The organism is Streptomyces sp. NPDC041940, assembly GCF_055589465.1.
In genome coordinates this window covers 31821-47409 of record NZ_JBVJBP010000020.1, presented here as the reverse complement: position 1 = coordinate 47409, position 15589 = coordinate 31821, and the positions used below count along the sequence as shown (strand labels likewise).

Sequence of the window (15589 nt, the reverse complement as noted above, 5' to 3'; positions counted from 1 at the left end):
GCTGTCCGGGCGGCACTCTACTTGGGGGTTCGCTAGTGCTACAGGTCGCCTGGTCCCCGGCGGGGCTGATCCGGAGGGGTCAACACCGGCCGGTGCAAGGATGGGTGGCGCTTTGCCGGGCTTGGCGCGACAGGGAGTGAGGGCGGTATGTGGCGCGAGTCGTTCGAAGACTTGGTGACGAGCCCCTGGCGCCCTCCCGCCTCCCCCGCCGCCCTCCACGCCGTCGAGACGACCCTGGATCGACCCCTGCCACCCGCCCTCCGCTCTCTCCTCCTGGAGGCCGACGGGATCGAGGGCCCCTACGGCGAGGACATCGTCTGGCCCGCCGACCGCATCCTGGACGACAACCTCGCCTTCCGCACCCGACCCGAACTGCGTCCCCTTTACCGCCCCTTCGACCCGTTGCTGTTCTTCGGTGACAACGGCGGGGGAGACCAGTTCGCCTTCGTACGGGCCCCCGGCACCGATGCCTGCGGCGTTCATGTCCGGGACCACGAGACCGATGAACGCAGCCTCGTGGCGCCCGACCTGGGCAGCTATCTGCGCGAGGCGTTGGGAAGCGACGGGGAGGACTGGTACCGGTAGCGGAACCCGGCCCTTCAGCCCAGCTTCGCGTTCTGCGCCTTCACCACCGCCGCCGGGAGCTTCGCGTCGCCCGGCCTGTCCTGGACCATGGCCATGCCGTCGACGGAGAAGTAGACGGCGAGGACGTCGCCCTTGCGGACGGCCTGGGCGTGCATGGTGTGGGTGATGCCCTTGAAGGTCGTCGTGGAGCGGAAGGCCAGTGACTCGTCACCACCCTCGGCCACCGGCTTCTCGCTGGTGACGGAGTCGTACGCAGCCGTGTCCTTCGCCTTCGCCGTGAAGCCACCGCCGCACGAGTCGACGCCCTTGGCCAGCCCGGCGAAGGCGGACTCGGCCTTGCCGGGCGCGTACGTCGTGAGCGTGATGTACGTGAACTGGCTGCCCTCCAGGACGGAGCGGGTCAGGTCGCCCTGAGGCTCGCCGAGGGGCAGCTGGTTCATCGCGTGGACCAGTGGTGCGCAGGCCGGCTTGTCGACCGTGACGTCCTCCGGGGTCTGGGCGAAGGCGTACTCGTCGTCCTCCTTGGAGGCGGGCTTCACGGAGAGCCCCGGCACGTCCTTCTTCGTGACCATGAGCTTCGCCAGCCGCTCGGCCGGAGTCACCTGCTTCGCCCGGGACGCGGTGGGTCTGGGCTCAGCGGTCGCCGAATCCGAGTCGGCGTCGCCGCCGCACGCCGTCAGCGTGGCGAGGGAGAGCAGGGACAGGGCGGAGGCGGCGAGCGCGGCCCGCTTCATGGAGGACTCCTCGTTGGGGGGCAGACCGAAGATCATGGCACGGCGAATTCCCGCCCTACGTGAGTGAATCGTGTGGGCATCATGGCCGAGGCGTGACGAAAGGGATGGTTGCCGTGCGTCCGTCACTCCGGGGCGGATTCGCTGCCGCACAGGGAGCCGCACCGTGAACGGCCTGTCGGTGTGCCGCCCTCAACGGGTTTGTCCAGGCCCGAAGTTGCAGATGGATAACGGTGCGTGCCGTGAGGTTCAGGACGTAGGACGCGCCTTGAGGGGCTTATGTGCGGCTGATACGGTGCGATGGCTTGACACTCACCCCCAGTGCTGGCTATTCGCCCAGGCAGGGCGGGTGCGTCCGGCCCGTTCCGCAGATTCCGTGCGGGGCAGGCGCGGGTGAAGTGTCCGATTTTGAAGCCAAATTGACAGACATCATCTTGGGTGTACGGGGAGCGGTTGCGTGAAGATCCAAGAGCGTACGGGGGCGGGCGCGGGCCGTTCCGCCTCTCCGGCTCAGCCGTCGGTCGGCGACCGCCTTCCCACACCACCTCGCGAGCGCAAACCGGCACTGGCCGCGCTCGCGGTGCTGCTCATCCTGGTGGGTGCGCTGGGCGCGACGATGCTCGTGCTGCAAGCCGGTGACCGGGTCGAGGTCGTCAAGGTGACGAAGGAGATCCAGGCCGGGGAGTCCGTCGGTACCAACGTCACCTCGGTGATGGTCGCCGCCGACGACAGCATCAACTACGTCACGTGGGACCAGCTGACCACGCTGAAGACCCTCAAGGCCAAGACGACGATCTACCCCGACACGGTCGTGATGGGCCAGATGTTCGGCAAGACGGCGAGCCTGCCCGCAGGCAAGGCCTCCGTCGGTCTCGCCCTCAAGGAGGGCCAGTACCCGTCCGACATCAAGGGCGGTGACACCGTCGCCGCCTACCGGGTCAGCACCAGCGGAACCCCCTCGAACAGCGCCGACGACAGGACCGGCTCGAGCGGCACCTCCTCCTCCGGCGCCATCGTCGACAACGCGCGTGTGAGCAATGTCGCGGAGGACGACGACGCCACCGTGAGCACCGGAAACCTCTCGATCACGGTCCTGGTCGACGAGGACGACGCGGCCGCGCTCGCCTCCGCGGCGGCCGCGAACCAGGTCGCCATCGTGCACGTCCCCGGCAACTAGAAGGCGGCACCCATTCCATGGCGCTCATCGCTCTCGCCGCCGACAAGGGTTCCCCCGGCGTCACCACCGCGGCCGTCGCTCTCTCGGCGGTCTGGCCGCGCCGTGTCCTGCTCGCCGAGGCGGACCCGGCGGGCGGTGACCTCGTCTACCGCAGCGCAGCCGCACACGGCGGACCGCTGAACCCCAACACCGGCATGCTGTCCATCGCCGCGACCGCGCGCCGCGGACTCGTGCCGGACCAGCTCTGGGACCACGTACAGCCGCTCAGCGGCGGCCTCGAGGTGCTCGTCGGACTCGGCAACGCCGAGCAGGCGGCGGGCCTCGCCGGGCTGTGGCCGACCCTCGGGCACTCCTTCGCCTCCCTCGCCGACTCCCCGAACGCCGCCGCGGACGTCATCGCCGACTGCGGCCGTATCTGCGGGGACACCCCTGCCGTCGAACTGCTCCCGCACGCCGCGCTCGTGCTGCTCATCTCGCGCACCGAGCCGGAGGCCATCGCCCGCGTCCGCGACCGCGCCGCCGCCCTCGCCGGCAAGCTGCACGGCGGATCGCGCGGCGTCGCTAGCCTCGGCACCCCGATGATCGGCGTCGTCCTGGTCGCCGACACGGGCACGGCGGGCAAGCTCGCCTCTCAGGTCAACGACATGCTCGTGCACGCCCAGACCGGCGCCCGCGTGGTCGGCACCATCGCCGACGACGCGGCCGGAGCCGACCAGCTGGCCGGCCGCAGGCGCGGCCGTCTCGACAAGTCGCTGCTGATCCGCACGGCCCGCAAGGTCTCGGCCGACATCTACCAGCAGTACGGCGCCGCCTGGGCCGCCTCCGCCCAGGCGAACCAGGCCCACCAGGCCCAGCACCACCACCCGGGCCAGACGCAGGGCCACGCGGGGGCCGGCGCATGACCGCTGTCGACCACCAGTTGGTCAAGCGGTTCCGCCAGGACGCCGGCGACCGTATCGCCGAACAGCGCCGACAGGACCAGGTCAACAACGTCACTCCGATGTCCACGGAGGACGAACGGCACTACGCGCGTGCCGTCATAGCCCAGATCCTGGAGGAGTACGCCCGCGCCGAGATCAACGCGGGCCGTACGCCGCTGGACGCCGAGACCGAGGAGCAGTACGCGTCCGCCGTGCACGCCGCGCTGTTCGGCGTCGGCCGGCTCCAGCCGCTGCTGGACAACCCAGATGTCGAGAACATCGACATCAACGGCTACGACCAGGTCTTCGTCGGATACGCCGACGGCCGTGAGGTGACGGGCGACCCCGTCGCCGAGACCGACGAGGAGCTCATCGAGCTCATCCAGGTGCTCGGCGCGTACTCGGGTCTGTCCTCCCGCCCCTTCGACTCGGCCAACCCCCAGCTCGACCTCCGGCTCCCCGACGGTTCACGTCTGTCGGCCGTCATGGACGTCACCCGGCGCCCCGCCCTGTCCATCCGCCGCGCGCGCATGGGCAAGGTGTTCATCTCCGACCTCGTCGGCAACGGCACGGTGACGCCCGAGGTCGCCCACTTCATGGCCTGCGCGGTCCGCGCCCGCAAGAACATCATGATCGCGGGCGCCACCAACGCCGGCAAGACCACGCTCCTGAGGGCCCTCGCCAACGAGATCCCCCCGAACGAGCGCCTCATCACCGTCGAGCGGGCCCTGGAGCTCGGCCTCGACACCTTCGCCGACCTGCACCCCAACGTCGTCGCCTTCGAGGAACGCCTGCCCAACTCCGAGGGCCAGGGCATGATCTCGATGGCGGAGCTGGTGCGGCGCTCGCTGCGTATGAACCCCTCCCGCGTCATCGTCGGTGAGGTCCTCGGCGACGAGATCGTCACCATGCTCAACGCGATGTCGCAGGGCAACGACGGCTCGCTGTCCACGATCCACGCCAACAGCTCCCACGAGGTCTTCAACCGTATTTCCACGTACGCGTTGCAGGCCAGGGAGCGGCTGCCCATCGAGGCCAGCCAGATGCTGATCGCGGGCGCGGTGAACTTCGTCGTCTTCATCCAGCGGCGCAACAACTACGGCAACGGCGGCCGCCTCCAGCGCATGGTCACCTCCGTCCGCGAGGTCAACGGCGTCGACGGACGCGTCCTGTCCAGCGAGGTGTTCGCGGAGGCTCCCGACGGCCGCGTCGTACCGCACGCCCCCATAGCCTGCGTGGAGGAACTGATGGCACACGGCTACCGGCCGACCGGGACCTGGGGGTGACGGGGATGAACACGACTCTCGCCGCACTCGGCTCGCTCGGCTCCATGGGCGGCCTGTTCTCCACCACCGTCCTGTACTCGATCGGCAGCGGCGTCGCCGTCGGCGGCGGCATCGCGCTCCTGCTCGTCGCCGTACGCGGCCTGCCCGTCAAGCCCGACCACGAGAAGCAGAAGGCCGCCGAGCGGGCGAGCGAACTCATCCGCTTCGCCGGACAGCGAGGCTCGCTCGCGGCCATCGTCGGCCTCGTCGTCCTCCTGCTCACCCGCTGGGCGGTCGCGGGCATCGCGGCCGGCGTCCTCGTCTTCTTCTGGGACCGCCTGTTCGGCGGCGCCGGCGAGGAACGGGCCGCCATGCGCCGCGTGGAGGCCCTGGCCTCCTGGACGGAGTCCCTGCGCGACACCATCGCCGGTGCGGTGGGCCTCGAACAGGCCATCCCGGCCTCCGCCCGCGCCGCGGCCCCGGTCCTGCGCCCCCACCTCGACGCGCTCGTCGACCGCCTGCGCTCCCGCACCCCACTGCCCGAGGCGCTCCAGCAGCTCGCCGACGAGATCGACGACGCCTCCGCCGACATCATCGTCGCGGCCCTGATCCTCAACGCCCGGCTACGCGGCCCCGGTCTGCGCCAAGTGCTCGGCGCCCTCGCCAAGTCGGCCCGCGAGGAGGTCGACATGCGGCAGCGCGTGATGGCCCAGCGGTCGTCCACGCGGCGGTCGGTGCAGATCGTCGTAGCGGTCTCGATCTCCTTCGTCCTCGGCCTGTCGATCTTCAACCGTGAATTCGTGGAGCCGTACGGCACGCCCGCCGGCCAGCTCGTCCTGGCCTGCGTCTGCGGCCTGTTCGCGCTCGGCTTCTGGTGGCTGCGCAAGCTGTCCACCATCGAGACACCCGAACGCTTCCTGGTTCGGGACGAGGCAGCCGTCCAGTTCGTCCGTCCCAGGACGCCGTCGCAGCAGTCGCAGCAGTCCCAGCAACTGCCGCAGGAAGAGGGGGCACGCCGATGAACCTCACGATGCCGCTCGTCGTCGGCGCCGTCATCGGCCTGGGCATCTACGCCCTGGTCCGCGCCCTCATGCCCAGCCGGCGGAGCGCGATCTCACAGGTCGCGCGGATCGACGCGATGCGGGCGCGCGGCTCGGCGTACGAGTCGGCGCGCCGCGAACGGGAGAAGGGGCGCCTCGGCGCGCTGCGGGCCGAAGTCGGCCTGCGGGTCTCCGAGTTCTATCTGCAGCAGGGCTGGGAGCAGCGCTCGCTGCGCGCGGACCTGGCGGTGCTGGAGCGCAGCTGGGAGAAGTTCCTGGCGACGAAGGTGCTGCTGGGTGTGGCGGGCCTGTTCTTCGGCCCGTTCCTGTTCGCCATCGTCTGGACCCTGGGCGTCGGCAGGAGCCCGATCATCCCGGTGTGGCTGGCGCTGCTGTTCGCGGTGGTCTTCTTCTTCCTGCCCGATCTCGAGGTACGGCGGGACGCGGCGGAGAAACGGCGCGACCTGCGGCGCGTGATCGGCGCGTACCTCGACCTGGTGTCGATGAGCCTGGCCGGCGGACGCGGTCTGCCGGAGGCACTGATGGCGGCGGCGGAGGTGTCGGACGGCTGGGCCACCCAGCGCATCCGCAACGCCCTGTCCGACGCCCGTATCACCGGCCTCAGCCAGTGGCAGGCGCTCGGCCAGCTCGGCGAGGAGATCGGCGTCGAGGAACTCAAGGACCTCTCCGCCTCCCTCGCCCTGGTCGCGGACGACGGAGCGAAGGTCCGCGAGTCCCTCGCCTCCCGCGCCGAGACCATGCGGCACCGCGAACTCGCCGAGATCGAGGGCAGCGCGGGCGAGAAGTCCCAGTCGATGCTCGTGGCGCAGCTGCTGCTGTGCGCCGGGTTCCTGGTGTTCCTGATCTTTCCGGCGGCGATGCGGGTGTTCCAGGTGCAGTGAGCCGTGCATGACCCTTGCAGCGACCTTCACAACTCCAGAACTTCCGTGAACCGATTTCGAAAGGACAAGACGTCATGAACGGACGCAACTTCCACACCGGTATCCCTGCCGTGGACTTCCTGGTCACCTTCCTGCAGGCCCGCACCGAGCGTGCCCGCTCCGGCGAGCTGGACCGCGGTGCCTCCGCGGTCGAGTGGGTCATCATCTCCGCGGTCGTCGTGGCGATCGTCGGTGTCGTGGCCGCCATCATCAACGCCGCGCTGAGCGAGGGCGCCAACAAGGTCGGCGACTGCATCAAGGGCGCGGACGCGGGCAAGACCTGCTGATCGCCTGCCCGGCGTAGGCAGAGTCGCAGGGACAGACGTAGGGACAACGGGGTTCACGGGATGCCGGCAGACGTGATCAGACGGGTACGCCGCAGGGTGCGGGCCGCACGGAGAGCGGCGGCCGCCCGCGGTGACTCAGGCATGACCGCGATCGAGTTCGTCCTGCTCACTCCGGTCCTCTTCTTCATGATCTTCGCGACGGTGCAGTTCGCCCTGTACTTCTTCGCGGACCACGTGGCCCAGGCGGCGGCCCAGGCGGGAGCGCGCAAGGCGCGTGCCACGGCCGACGAACACCCGGGTGCGTGGCGGGGCGAGGCGCAGGACGTGGTGGACGCCTACATCCGCCAACTGGGCCCGCAGCTGGTGCTGGGGCCGGACGTGACGATGCTCCAGCCGGACCAGAACACGGTGGGCGTGGAGATCGCTGCGCGGGTGCCGACGGTGTTTCCCGGGCTGGATCTGACGGTGCACGCGCAGTCGGCCGGGCCGGTGGAACGGTTCGTACAGGACGACGGGAACTGAATGTCTGTCCCTTCCCTTCCGCAGGGCCGCTGGTCACAGGACGACCGGGGCCTGTCCACCGTCGAGGTCGTGATCCTCGCCCCGGTGATGATCCTGTTCATCCTCGTCCTGGTGGCCTTCGGCCAACTCGTGGACGGCCGCGGGGCGCTCGACGGAGCGGCCAGGGACGCGGCCCGCGCGGGCTCGATCCAGAAGAACCACGCCACCGCCATGGCCGAGGCGAAGAAGGCCGCGGAGGCGAACCTGACGGACGTCTGCGCGGGTCCCGTGTCGGTCGTCCAGACGAGCGACGGCTTCGAGCCCGACACCATCTTCACGGTCGAGGTGAGCTGCGAGGTGCGAGGCCTCGCCATGCTCGGCCTCGACGTCCCGACGACGCTGACGGCGAGCTTCAGCTCTCCGCTGGACCCGTTCCGGAGGTCGGCGTGAGCCACCACCGCTCGTCCCCGCGCTCCTGGTGGGCGTCCCGCAGCGCGCGTCTGGACGACCGCGGCTCGGGCGCCGGCGCGGTCATCATCTTCACGCTGGTCTTCCTCTCCCTCTCCGCGTTCGTCATCGACGGCGGCCTGTCCATCTCCAAGCGGGAACGGGCGGCCGACATCGCGGAACAGGCGGCCCGTTTCGCCGCCCAGGACATCGACCGCGAGGCCCTCTACGACGATGTGGGCGGCCCCGCTCCGATCAATTTCGAGAACTGCAACGCCCGTGTGAAGGCCTTCGCCCGCGAGATGGACATGACGGGCGCGGACATCGCGGCGACCCACTGCGTGGCGGCGACCGCCGAGCAGGTGGAGGTCGACGTGCAGCTCACCTACTCCCCGGTCTTCACGGGGATGTTCTACGGCGGCGACGTGGTCGTCCACGGGCAGGCGGTGGCACAGAACGAGGTCCAGTGAGGCCCTGTCGCCCTCACTGAGCACCGATCCCCCCCACTGGAGGTACACCCCCATGCGCACACGCACGACCACGGCGGCCGCGACCGCCCTGACCGCGGCGGTGGCGCTGCTGCTGACGGGCTGCGGTGGCTCGGAGACGGCGGACAAGAAGGACGACGAGAAGATCGCGGGAGCGGACGCGGGGTCGGGCTCGGGCTCGGCGAACCCGTCGGCGTCGGCCCCGGCCGACGACATCGACCGGCCGGAGATCAAGCTGCCGGCGGATGTGGAGAACGTTTTCGAGGGCGGCACGACCGGTGACCCCGTCAAGGACGCCGTACTCGCGGACAACGAGCGGATGATCAACTCGATCGACGAGGCCATCACCGTGGACGCCGACAAGCACCCGGCGCTCAAGTTCTACAGCAAGGACGACGCCCTGATCGCGGCCGCGACCTACGTCCAGTCCTTCTACGACGCCGGAACGTCATGGGCCGGCGAGACGCGCTACTACGACCGCGAGGTCACCCTGGACGGCGAGACGTCCGCCACGATGACGTACTGCGGTGACGAGACGAAGTCCAACAGCAAGGACCGCAAGACCAAGAAGGTCAAGCAGGCGCCGGGGTCCGCGGACGACTACGTGTCCTACAACGCGCGCATGCGGAAGAACGCGACGGGTGTCTGGCAGGCCGTGAAGGTGACGTCCGAGCGAGGAGCGGAGAAGTGCCGACCGTGACATGCATGCGTACGCGAGCCGGGGTCGCCGCCGCGCTCGCTCTGCCGCTGGCTCTCATACCGACAGTGGCACAGGCCGGAGGCAAGACGGACCAGGGCGCCAGCCTGGGTGATGCGCAGGGCGGCAAGAAGGGCCAGAACATCACCGTCCGGACCAAGGTGCGGACGACGGTCGACGGCGCTCCCGGTTCCACGAAGTCCGGCTCCCTGTCCTCCACCGACAGCAACTGGACACCCCCGGCCTGCTGGTACGAGCCCGCGTTCTCGCCCAAGGAGATCCAGTCCACGGTGAAGTCGTGGCGGAACTTCGACCTCTCGTTCTTCTACGGGATCGGGGACTTCATCGGCGACTCCCTGGACGTGCGGTACAAGGACGGGCACCCGTACAAGAACTACAACCTGGACAAGCAGGGGGAGGGAATGTTCTGGGCGGCCGCGGTGAACCCCAACCGCAAGGACGAGCCCGAAGCCCTGTCCTGCGACAAGCCGCCCTTCTGGGTCGACGAGGGCGACCCCCCGAAGGAGCCCCTCGCCGTCTCCCCCAAGGTCCTCGCCGAGTACGCCTACGACGAACTCCCCGTCCCCGACACCGAGATCAAGATGGCGCCGACGGGCAAGTCGACCGTCAACCTGCCCACCTGGATCTGGCTCGACAAGGCCAAGTTCAGGAAGCTCTCGGTGACGGCGAGTCTCCCTGGCACGGGCCTGTCGGCGACCACCACCGCCGAACCCGTCTCCCTTCACATCGAACCGGGCACGGCCGACGCCGAGACCTACCCCGCCTCCGGCGAGTGCGCGATCAACGAGGACGGCAGCATCGGCGAGCCGTATGCGAAGGGCAAGGCCGGCAAGACCCCGCCCTGCGGCGTGAGCTACCTGCGCTCCACGGGCGACGGCGAGTCCTACCCGCTGAGCGCCACGGTCACCTGGAAGATCAACTGGACGAGCACGAACGGCGACGGCGGCGACCTCCCCGACGGCACATTCGGTACGACCCAGGACGTGACGGTGCAGGAGATCCAGTCGGTGAACCGCTGATCCGGAACATTCGACGGATCTGCACACCGTTCACCGCAGGGTCGTAGGCATCCCGGACAGGGGCCGCGCTCGGCGTATTTCCCCCGCCGCGCAATACATTCCCGTATCGCGATGTGGCGGAAAATGTGAAGAGAGCGCGGCGCCCGGTGACCAAATGGTCACACCCATGAATTGGGCCCCCGATATCCACCCCACCGTCATAGCCACTGGCTGGCCGCCCCTTCTCCCGGCGTGCTTTGATCGGTCACGCTCGAGCACTTCGAATTATTGAACGAAGGGAACCGCCCCCCATGGCCTTCACCCCGCAGATCGCGACCGCCCAGATGTCCGACGCCGAGCTGGACACCATCGCCGGCGGCCAGGCGGGCGCCGCCGCGGGTGCCGGCGCCGCAGCCGGTCTCTACGTCGAGACCTCGGCCGCCGGTGTCAACGCCGGTGTCGGCGGCGGCGTGGGCCTCGCCGTCTCGCCGCAGGGCGTCGCTGCGGACCTGCACCTCAACGCTGCCGTCGCTTCCTGACGCAGGCACGCGAAAGGCCCCGGATCTCCGGATCCGGGGCCTTTCCATGTCTCTCGGACAGCGGGTCACTTACCCCCGCCGCCCCCCTTGCCGCCCTTACCGCCCCGCTTGTCCTCGGTCTTCATCGCGTCGTTCGCCTTCTTGGCGAGCTCGTCATCAAGCTTCTTGAACTCACGGACAACGGCATCGGACATACTCGCCAGCGCGTCGAGTTGTTGCGTGATGTCCTCGCGCCCGTCTTCCCAGTTGGACTCGAAATCCCCGAGCGCGTCATTGACACTGCCGTCGCCGATGTCGTCCTTGTAGGACTCGAAGAGCTTCTTGGTGTGATTCAGACGGGTCTTGATGGAACGAAGCCGGCGCCCGTAGCCCTCCAGCTCGCTCAGCGGGAGCGCGAGGTCGCTCTTGCCCTTGCCCATACGGCAGTCCCCCAACGTCCGACGCACCCGGTCTCACTTGAACGGTACCCCGGGCCGATCTTTCCGTCGAACGATTGTGCCTTGCACGACTTCGCCGACGATGTCTCCGAGGGGCTGCGTCTGGTCAAGGGCATGGCGGGGGAGGGCACGCTCCTGGAGTGGGCGGGCAAGTCCGCTGACGTGTTCAAGGAGGACTTCGCGGATGTCCCGAAGAACCTCGTGGCCGAAGCTGGAGCGGGCCCAGTCCCTGGCGGACAAGGCCTTGCGCAAGGGCCGTGAGGCCCGTGACCACCTCTCCTCGGCCCAGTCGAAGCTGACCTCGGCCGACTCGTGGGTGACGCGGATGGGCAAGGAGGCGAAGATCGACCTCCACGAGATCGGTGAGGACGCAGCGACCGAATTCGCGGACAAGCACGCCTCTTGAAGTTCTAGGATCGGGGCATCGTGAGCAGCACCTCCAAATACCGCTTCCGCAGTACACGGGGTGGGCTCGCCGCAGCCCTGACGGCCGAGTGGGGAGCGCCCGCTGTCGGTGACGTCCATCTGCAGGTCCACCGGAACGTGCGCCTGGCGCTCCCTCCGGGAATCAACTGGCGGGACGCGGCCTGGCTTTCCTTCGGCCTTGCGGTACACGCACCCGAGCTCGCGTCACGGCACCCGGAAGGGCTGTGCGTCAGAGTTACGTCGTTCGACTTTCCCCCTGATCATTTCCGCTCGGAAGTCGCGGCATTGGCCATGGACGGCTGGCTCCGACAGGAATTCGACCTTCCGGACCGTGGGCTGAGCGTTTCCTTCGACGCGGCAGGGGGCGCCTACAGGTTCCAATGGGGAACGCATGACGAACCGTTCTCGGACGAGCTCGTGAATTAGTTGCGTTCCCTTTCCTCTCGCCTCAGCGGTTGATCGACTGGATCTCCTGGACGTTCATGTCCTGGGTGGTCTCGAAGGTGCCGTCGGGCAGGTTGCCACGGGAGCCGTCGGAGCCTTCCCAGGTGATCTGCCAGGTGACGCTGGCGGAGAGTTGGTACGGGGTGCCGGTCGTGGCGCGGAGGTAGCGGATGCCGCACGGTGGGGTCTTGTCGGCGTTGCCCTTGGTGTAGGGGGTGCCGATGGAGCCGTCCTCGTTGATCTCGCAGTCGCCTGACGCGGGGAACACTTCGGCGTCCTTGGTGCCGGGTTCCAGGTGGAGGGCGACGGGCTTGGCGGTCGTCTCCGCCCACAGGCCCGTTCCGGGGAGTTCGGCGCGGACCTTGACGTCCTGGAAGGTGCCCTTGTCCAGCCACACCCAGGTCGGGAGGTTCACCGTCGACCTGGCCGCCGGCTTCAGCTCCACCTCGGTCTCAGGGACCTTGACCTTGTCGTAGGCGTAGTCGGCGAGGGTCTCGGGCGTAGGGGCGTTGGGCTCGTCGGGGATCTCGCCGGCGTCCTGCCAGAACATCAGCCGGCTGCACAGCGACGTGTCGTCGACCTCGGTCACGTCCGGAGAGACCCCGCGCCAGAAGTAACCGTCCTTGCCGAGGTTGTAGTTCTTGTACCCCTTCACGGTGCCCGGCTTCGTGAAGATGGTGATGGCGTCCTTCTCGTCCCTGAAGTGGTCGGTCCAGAGTTCCGAGCCGTACCAGCCGTCGCGCAGACCGGCGTCGCCGCTGCCGTCGTTCTCCGAGAAGTTCTTCAGCTGCTCGGGGGTGAAGACGGGCTCGTACCAGCAGGGTGGAGGCTTCCAGTTCGTGTCCGTCGATGCGACGGTGCCCTGCTTTCCACCGGTGGGGCCGCTCACTTGGCTGACCTTGATCCGGGACTGCGAGGCGGAAGCGGAGATCTCGTTGTTCTTGGCTCCGCCGCCGTAACTGCCTTCCCCGCCGAGGGCGACGGCAGGCACGGGGGCGAGGAGAGCGACGGTGAGCGAGAAGACCGTGAAGGGCCGGGAGGAGTATGAGGTCCTCACTGTGCGCAGCCACCCCTCTCCGAGTGGGCGGACACTGCCTGCCACACACCCTGGGCGTTCTTGCCCATGGAGATCACGTAGAGGACCTCGGGGTCCGTACCCGCCGGGTTCCCCTTGACCTCGCTGGTCTTGCGGTTCTTCGTGGAGGCCTTGCTCTCATCGGTGCAGTAGGAGAGGGACGCCGCCGCCTTGTCCTTGGCGAGGGTGACCTTGGGGTCGAACACGGGCAGCTTGCCGATGACGGTGAGGTTCTTGTCCGTGTAGGTCCTGATCCACTGCTGGCTCTGCAGGAAGCCGTTCTTCGTGTCGTAGAAGGCGCGGTCCTTGCTGCCGGGATCGTTCTCGATGATCGCCTCGTAGCCCGCCCGGAGCTGCTCCTTGCCGTCGTTGAGCACCGCCTGCTCCACAGGGTCGCTGCTCGTCCAGTTCGCGAATGTCAGCTGGAAGCTGCTGGGGAGCTTGATCACCGGGCGCTTTACGCCGGGTGCCGCGGGCGACGCCGTTGCGGAGGCCGAGGGGCTGCTCGAGCCGTTGCCCGCCCCCTTGATGTCGTCCGACGACGAGTCGTCGCCCCCGCCGCAGGCGGTCAGAAGCAACGCCGCCGTTGTGGCGAACGCTGCGGCAGCGGTGGTCAGAGCGCGGCGGGCCACAGTTGATCTCCCCCGTTGTTTCGGTGTACGCGACAGGGAACGAAGCTATCAACGGAGGGGATTGGACCCTTGAGGGGCAGGGGTGGATTGTGTGGGGAAGGTGAGGAGTGTGGCGTGGCGGTTGCGAACGACTTGAGGGCCGGTGGTCAGCGGTTGACCGACTGGATCTCCTGGACGTTCATGTCCTGGGTGGTCTCGAAGGTGCCGTCGGGCAGGTTGCCACGGGAGCCGTCGGAGCCTTCCCAGGTGAGCTGCCAGGTGACGCTGGCGGAGAGTTGGTACGGGGTGCCGTTCGTGGCACGGAGGTAGCGGACGCCGCACGGTGGGGTCTTCTCCGCGTTGCCCTTGGTGTACGGGGTGCCGATGGAGCCGTCGTCGTTGATCTGGCAGTCGCCGGAGGCGGGGAAGGTTTCGGCGTCGTCCGTGCCCGGCTCCAAGTGAAGGGCGACGGGCTTGGCGGTCGTCTCGGCCCACAGGCCCGTGTTGGGGAGTTCGGCGCGGACCTTGACGTCCTGGAAGGTGCCCTTGTCCAGCCATACCCACGTGGGCAGGTTGACCGTGGATCTGCCCTCCGGCTTCAGGTCGACCTTCGTTTCCGGGACCTCGCCGGCGTCTACCCAGAACATGATGCGGCCGCAGTCCCACGAGTCTGAGTCCATGGGGTCGGGCGCCACACCACGCCAGAAGTAATCGTCCTTGCCGAGGTTGTAGTTCTTGTACCCCTCGGCCGTGCTGTTCTTCGGGCTGTGCATGTCGAAGTTCTCGGCCGGCTTGCCGTCCCGGTAGTGATCGGTCCAGAGCCCCTTGCCCCACCAGGACTTGTGAATGCCGACGTCACCACCGCTGTCCGTGTCCACGAACCTCTTCAGCTGCTCGGGGCTGAGGGCGGGCTCGTACCAACAGGCCGGCGGCTTCCAGTTGGGGTCGACCGTACCGAGGTTGCCCTTCTTGCCGCCGCCACCTCCACCGCTCGGGTACGAGAGCTGGATGTTGGAGACCGAAGCCGACAGTCCGCCTTCGCGACGAGGGATCCCGCGGCCAAGGCCACGATCAGCTTCGCCCGCCCGGAAGAGGTCAGCCTCGGCACTCTTCCGCCTTCCCCTCGACGGTGACCTGCTGGGCACGCCACACCGGCTTGCCTTGGACGGACGCCATGAGGATGGTGAACTTCTGGTAACTGTCCAGGCTTTCCTTCGTACGGTTGATCTTCTCGGACTTGACTTCCTTGCCGTAGACCTTGGACTGGTCCTCACAGAAGGTGACGTTGACCGTCTTGACCTTCTCCGACTCGTCCACCGGGTTGATTTCGGCCTGGTAGTACCGGTCCTTGCCCGTGAGGGTCCAGCCGCCGTCCACGTACTCCTTGATCTGCGAGTTCGCGTACTGGGCAGCCTGGCCCGACGAATAGAACTGGAAGGCGGGATCTGCCGGATCCTGCTTCGTGATGCCGTGGTTCAGCGCGCGGATGTAGTTCGCGGCGTCCTCCAGGGCTGCCGCGCTGTGCTGGTCCGACGGCTTCTCGAAGTCGAAGACCAGGTCCAGGTCCTCGGGGAGGCTCACGTCGGGCCGGTCGGCATCGGTCGGTGCCGACCCGGAGGCCGAGGCGGAAGGGCTGCTTGCTCCCTGGTCCGCTCCCTCGATGTCGTCTGACGAGTCGCCGCCCCCGCCGCAGGCGGTGAGCAGCAGGGCTGCTGTCGCGGTCAGCGTGGCAGCTGTGGTGGTCAGAGCGCGGCGGGCCACGGTTTCTCCCCCGAGGGTGGCGTGTGCGACAGGGAACGAAGCTATCAGGGCTGGGTGTGCCCCTTCGGGTAGCCATGGGGGATTGTGTGGAGTGCGTGAGGGGTGTGCGTGGCAGTTGCGAAGGGGGGTCGGCCCGGGGGTCCGGCCGCCCGCGCGAGTCCAACCCGCTACAGGGGCAAATCGGGTGTCAACCAGGTT

Annotated in this window: 21 protein-coding genes; 15 read left to right on the top strand and 6 right to left on the bottom strand. The window is 68.4% G+C overall.

The genetic code is table 11. The annotated features are described in order from the left end of the window. Window positions 1–147 precede the first annotated feature (147 nt). Window positions 148–585 (top strand): SMI1/KNR4 family protein, encoded by a 438-nt coding sequence (locus ACZ6I3_RS28815; protein ID WP_469418517.1) that lies wholly within the window; start codon window positions 148–150, stop codon window positions 583–585. 14 nt (window positions 586–599) lie between these two features. Here the strand turns inward: ACZ6I3_RS28815 and ACZ6I3_RS28810 are convergent, their stop codons facing one another. Beyond that, window positions 600–1355 (bottom strand): hypothetical protein, encoded by a 756-nt coding sequence (locus ACZ6I3_RS28810; RefSeq protein WP_469418515.1) that lies wholly within the window; start codon window positions 1353–1355, stop codon window positions 600–602. A 418-nt stretch (window positions 1356–1773) separates the two neighbouring features. Between ACZ6I3_RS28810 and ACZ6I3_RS28805 the strand changes: the two genes are divergently transcribed. From ACZ6I3_RS28805 to ACZ6I3_RS28750, 12 genes are all read left to right on the top strand, one after another. Beyond that, window positions 1774–2493: a hypothetical protein gene (locus tag ACZ6I3_RS28805; protein WP_469418514.1), complete on the top strand. Its 720-nt coding sequence runs from the start codon at window positions 1774–1776 to the stop codon at window positions 2491–2493. Between the two features lie 17 nt (window positions 2494–2510). Then, a complete protein-coding gene (locus tag ACZ6I3_RS28800) occupies window positions 2511–3395 on the top strand; it encodes a hypothetical protein (protein WP_469418513.1) in 885 nt (294 codons plus the stop codon). Then, a complete protein-coding gene (locus tag ACZ6I3_RS28795) occupies window positions 3392–4699 on the top strand; it encodes a CpaF family protein (protein WP_469418512.1) in 1308 nt (435 codons plus the stop codon). Before ACZ6I3_RS28800 ends, ACZ6I3_RS28795 begins: the two co-directional genes overlap by 4 nt. 44 nt (window positions 4700–4743) lie before the next feature. Beyond that, window positions 4744–5700, top strand: a complete 957-nt coding sequence (locus tag ACZ6I3_RS28790; protein WP_469418683.1) for a type II secretion system F family protein — start codon at window positions 4744–4746, stop codon at window positions 5698–5700. After that, entirely contained in the window at window positions 5697–6620 is a 924-nt protein-coding gene (locus ACZ6I3_RS28785) for a type II secretion system F family protein (RefSeq protein ID WP_469418511.1), read from the top strand. The genes ACZ6I3_RS28790 and ACZ6I3_RS28785 overlap by 4 nt, the downstream gene beginning before the upstream one ends. A gap of 74 nt (window positions 6621–6694) precedes the next feature. Next, complete coding sequence (locus ACZ6I3_RS28780; RefSeq protein ID WP_010041603.1) at window positions 6695–6946, top strand: hypothetical protein; 252 nt, start codon at window positions 6695–6697, stop codon at window positions 6944–6946. Window positions 6947–7006: 60 nt separating this feature from the next. Beyond that, window positions 7007–7468, top strand: a complete 462-nt coding sequence (locus ACZ6I3_RS28775) for a TadE family protein (RefSeq protein ID WP_469418509.1) — start codon at window positions 7007–7009, stop codon at window positions 7466–7468. Beyond that, window positions 7469–7897, top strand: a complete 429-nt coding sequence (locus ACZ6I3_RS28770; protein WP_469418508.1) for a TadE/TadG family type IV pilus assembly protein — start codon at window positions 7469–7471, stop codon at window positions 7895–7897. Then, window positions 7894–8364, top strand: a complete 471-nt coding sequence (locus ACZ6I3_RS28765) for a pilus assembly protein TadG-related protein (RefSeq protein ID WP_469418507.1) — start codon at window positions 7894–7896, stop codon at window positions 8362–8364. Before ACZ6I3_RS28770 ends, ACZ6I3_RS28765 begins: the two co-directional genes overlap by 4 nt. Before the next feature lie 52 nt (window positions 8365–8416). Beyond that, entirely contained in the window at window positions 8417–9082 is a 666-nt protein-coding gene (locus ACZ6I3_RS28760) for a hypothetical protein (protein WP_469418506.1), read from the top strand. 5 nt (window positions 9083–9087) lie between these two features. Next, the gene (locus ACZ6I3_RS28755; protein WP_469418505.1) at window positions 9088–10119 is read left to right on the top strand and encodes a hypothetical protein; all 1032 of its coding nucleotides are present in this window, start codon (window positions 9088–9090) and stop codon (window positions 10117–10119) included. Window positions 10120–10409: 290 nt separating this feature from the next. Beyond that, window positions 10410–10637 carry a hypothetical protein gene (locus tag ACZ6I3_RS28750; protein WP_405506973.1) on the top strand — a complete coding sequence of 76 codons (228 nt, stop codon included), beginning with the start codon at window positions 10410–10412 and terminating at the stop codon, window positions 10635–10637. A gap of 65 nt (window positions 10638–10702) precedes the next feature. On the opposite strand, the gene ACZ6I3_RS28745 is transcribed toward ACZ6I3_RS28750, so the two are convergent. Further along, window positions 10703–11056, bottom strand: a complete 354-nt coding sequence (locus ACZ6I3_RS28745; RefSeq protein WP_469418503.1) for a hypothetical protein — start codon at window positions 11054–11056, stop codon at window positions 10703–10705. A gap of 202 nt (window positions 11057–11258) precedes the next feature. Here ACZ6I3_RS28745 and ACZ6I3_RS28740 point away from each other — a divergent pair, with 202 nt between their 5' ends. Beyond that, the gene (locus tag ACZ6I3_RS28740; protein WP_469418501.1) at window positions 11259–11480 is read left to right on the top strand and encodes a hypothetical protein; all 222 of its coding nucleotides are present in this window, start codon (window positions 11259–11261) and stop codon (window positions 11478–11480) included. A 20-nt stretch (window positions 11481–11500) separates the two neighbouring features. Then, window positions 11501–11926, top strand: coding sequence for a hypothetical protein (locus tag ACZ6I3_RS28735; RefSeq protein ID WP_469418500.1), 426 nt, complete (start codon window positions 11501–11503; stop codon window positions 11924–11926). Window positions 11927–11948: 22 nt separating this feature from the next. Here the strand turns inward: ACZ6I3_RS28735 and ACZ6I3_RS28730 are convergent, their stop codons facing one another. The 4 genes from ACZ6I3_RS28730 to ACZ6I3_RS28715 form a co-directional block, all read right to left on the bottom strand. Continuing rightward, complete coding sequence (locus tag ACZ6I3_RS28730; protein ID WP_469418498.1) at window positions 11949–13001, bottom strand: hypothetical protein; 1053 nt, start codon at window positions 12999–13001, stop codon at window positions 11949–11951. Next, window positions 12998–13651, bottom strand: a complete 654-nt coding sequence (locus tag ACZ6I3_RS28725; protein WP_469418497.1) for a hypothetical protein — start codon at window positions 13649–13651, stop codon at window positions 12998–13000. The genes ACZ6I3_RS28730 and ACZ6I3_RS28725 overlap by 4 nt, the downstream gene beginning before the upstream one ends. A gap of 146 nt (window positions 13652–13797) precedes the next feature. Then, entirely contained in the window at window positions 13798–14775 is a 978-nt protein-coding gene (locus tag ACZ6I3_RS28720; protein WP_469418496.1) for a hypothetical protein, read from the bottom strand. Continuing rightward, window positions 14726–15391: a hypothetical protein gene (locus tag ACZ6I3_RS28715; RefSeq protein WP_469418495.1), complete on the bottom strand. Its 666-nt coding sequence runs from the start codon at window positions 15389–15391 to the stop codon at window positions 14726–14728. The genes ACZ6I3_RS28720 and ACZ6I3_RS28715 overlap by 50 nt, the downstream gene beginning before the upstream one ends. Window positions 15392–15589 lie beyond the last annotated feature (198 nt).

Excerpts from the sequence above, each read along its gene's own strand:
- ACZ6I3_RS28795 (WP_469418512.1), top strand. The coding sequence starts at position 3,392 with ATGACCGCTGTCGACCACCAGTTGGTCAAGCGGTTCCGCCAGGACGCC.
- ACZ6I3_RS28755 (WP_469418505.1), top strand. The coding sequence starts at position 9,088 with ATGCGTACGCGAGCCGGGGTCGCCGCCGCGCTCGCTCTGCCGCTGGCT.
- ACZ6I3_RS28760 (WP_469418506.1), top strand. The coding sequence starts at position 8,417 with ATGCGCACACGCACGACCACGGCGGCCGCGACCGCCCTGACCGCGGCG.
- ACZ6I3_RS28745 (WP_469418503.1), bottom strand. The coding sequence starts at position 11,056 with ATGGGCAAGGGCAAGAGCGACCTCGCGCTCCCGCTGAGCGAGCTGGAG.
- ACZ6I3_RS28750 (WP_405506973.1), top strand. The coding sequence starts at position 10,410 with ATGGCCTTCACCCCGCAGATCGCGACCGCCCAGATGTCCGACGCCGAG.
- ACZ6I3_RS28780 (WP_010041603.1), top strand. The coding sequence starts at position 6,695 with ATGAACGGACGCAACTTCCACACCGGTATCCCTGCCGTGGACTTCCTG.
- ACZ6I3_RS28770 (WP_469418508.1), top strand. The coding sequence starts at position 7,469 with ATGTCTGTCCCTTCCCTTCCGCAGGGCCGCTGGTCACAGGACGACCGG.
- ACZ6I3_RS28790 (WP_469418683.1), top strand. The coding sequence starts at position 4,744 with ATGGGCGGCCTGTTCTCCACCACCGTCCTGTACTCGATCGGCAGCGGC.
- ACZ6I3_RS28810 (WP_469418515.1), bottom strand. The coding sequence starts at position 1,355 with ATGATCTTCGGTCTGCCCCCCAACGAGGAGTCCTCCATGAAGCGGGCC.
- ACZ6I3_RS28740 (WP_469418501.1), top strand. The coding sequence starts at position 11,259 with ATGTCCCGAAGAACCTCGTGGCCGAAGCTGGAGCGGGCCCAGTCCCTG.
- ACZ6I3_RS28800 (WP_469418513.1), top strand. The coding sequence starts at position 2,511 with ATGGCGCTCATCGCTCTCGCCGCCGACAAGGGTTCCCCCGGCGTCACC.
- ACZ6I3_RS28785 (WP_469418511.1), top strand. The coding sequence starts at position 5,697 with ATGAACCTCACGATGCCGCTCGTCGTCGGCGCCGTCATCGGCCTGGGC.
- ACZ6I3_RS28815 (WP_469418517.1), top strand. The coding sequence starts at position 148 with ATGTGGCGCGAGTCGTTCGAAGACTTGGTGACGAGCCCCTGGCGCCCT.
- ACZ6I3_RS28775 (WP_469418509.1), top strand. The coding sequence starts at position 7,007 with ATGCCGGCAGACGTGATCAGACGGGTACGCCGCAGGGTGCGGGCCGCA.